At 36.7% G+C, this 2,102-nt stretch carries 2 protein-coding genes; both read left to right on the forward strand.

The genetic code is table 11. The features are described from left to right. Positions 1-216: 216 nt before the first annotated feature. Positions 217-693 (forward strand): GyrI-like domain-containing protein, encoded by a 477-nt coding sequence (locus TR08_RS19560; RefSeq protein ID WP_045521108.1) that lies wholly within the window; start codon positions 217-219, stop codon positions 691-693. Between the two features lie 184 nt (positions 694-877). Then, positions 878-2,102 (forward strand): IS110 family transposase (locus TR08_RS19565; protein WP_152597473.1); only part of this gene is annotated, 1,225 nt, incomplete at its 3' end.

Genomic DNA, 2,102 nt, shown 5'->3' on the forward strand with positions numbered 1-2,102 from the left:
TTAAAACAGTATGGACTGCCAGATCCATTTTCATTCTCTGTGGTGCAGCGCCGATTTTGCGCTGCATGGATGGCTAACGGGTGCAAGAGTTAAAGATCGGAGCTGCCATTTTGGTGGCTTTTCTTATTGAGCTAACGGGGCAGGTTTGTTAAAGAAGAAGGTATTTATGTTTGATTTGTTGAACCTATAAATTATCTTATAGGAGGGGGAATTAAAGTGTCAGAAACAACAATGCAAAAAAAGACTATTAAAGAACTTGATGAAATAAGGTTAGTAGGTTTTCGAGTTTTGTGTTCTGATAACCAATTTTTAGTTGAAATACCAAAAGCGTCATTAAGATTGAGCGAGAGTATAAGCGAAATTAAACAGGTTGTTAATCCAATTGAACAATTTGGTGCATTTGTTGTAGAAAATGAAACTGCTGATGAAGATGGATATTGGGTTTGTGTTGAAGTAAAAGAGTACGAGGATATTCCAACTGATATGGTAACTCTAACCATACCACCTCAAAGATATGCTGTTATGAGACATAAAGGCTCTAATAATAAAATAATGGATGCATATAATGACTTACATAAGTGGATTGAAGATAACAACTATGTAAGGCTAAAAAATAAATGGCATATAGAAAGGTTTTATGATTGGAAGGATAAAGAAAAAGTAGATGTAGAGTTGTTAGACACCATTGAGTAAAATCTATTCAGCTAAACGGGTGCTTTGCTTCTATACGGAGCAAGGTATTTTTCTTCTTCAAGTAACGAAGCAGTTTAGCATTCCTGTAGATCGTTAAATATCAGGTTTGAAAAAAATAAGCCCCTCAGTAAGATATGAGTATAGACACCACTCTAACTCAGACTCTTAAGGAGGAAGCCCTACTATGAATTTTAAAATGCAAGACAAACAAAATCAACTAATAGAAAGAATTTCCGATACACATCTTATTGTTGGTGTAGACATTGCTCAACAATTTCACGTTGCTCGAGCTGTAAACTTCCGTGGAATTGTAGTCGGAGATCCCCTTACATTTGTAAATAATGAAGAGGGGTTTGTTAAACTGCTAAATTGGATTCAAAACTTAAAAAGACTAAAAAATCTAGATTCCACCATAGTAGGTATGGAACCTACTGGCCACTACTGGAAAAACCTATCTAAATGGCTTGATAAACAAAAAATTGAGGTAGTAACAGTCAATCCCCACCTAGTAAAGAGGAATAAAGAGAATCGTGATAACACTCAATCAAAGAGTGATAAAAAAGATGCACTCGTTATCGCTGATATGGTGAAAAACGGCTATTATTCCTTTGTTCGCCCTTCATCAGAATCTTTTGAGAAACTCAGAGTTTTAATTTCTAATCGTGATGTGATTGTTAAACGTCTTGTAAGCTCTACCAATCAGATCCATAGATGGGTAGATATTGTGTTTCCAGAACTTAGACAAGTCTTTAAAGATGTTACGTGTAAAGGGGCAATCGCAACCCTCCGATTGTTTCCTACACCTAATGAAATAGCTTCCTATGAGCCTCTAGATGTCATGAGGGGATGGAAGTCTTTAATGCAGCGACAACCAGGACCCAAAAAGGCTCAATTACTCATCAATCTAGCAAAATCCTCGATTGGAACTGGACAAGCACTGGACGCATATAAGGTCCATTTAGAACAATTACTGGAGGAGTATGACCTCGCAATAAAACAACTCGAAAGAGTTGAACATCAGGTTAAAGAAGTTCTCAATAAAATACCATTTGCAAAGAAGCTGCTTATGATTAAAGGTATAAGTGAAATTTCATTAGCTGGTATTTTAGGAGAAGCAGGAGATCTAAGTGGGTTTTCTCATGGGAATTCTCTATTACGTCATGCAGGACTCCATTTAGCTGAAGCAAGCTCAGGAAAATGGAAAGGGCAGATTGTCATCTCTAAACGAGGAAGATCCAGACTAAGGCGTTTCCTCTACCTAGCAACCATGAGCCTTGTGATGAATAACCCTGAGTTTAAAGCTATCCATGCATATAATGTTAAGTTCAAGAAGATGAAGAAAATGAAGTCTATTATGAAGTTGGTCGGTAAATTAGCAAGAATTTTTGTAGGTATAGCTAAGCGAAACG

Origin of the sequence: Neobacillus niacini (genome assembly GCF_000759675.1) — a bacterium.
Classification (GTDB): Bacteria; Bacillota; Bacilli; order Bacillales; family Cytobacillaceae; genus Neobacillus; species Neobacillus niacini_A.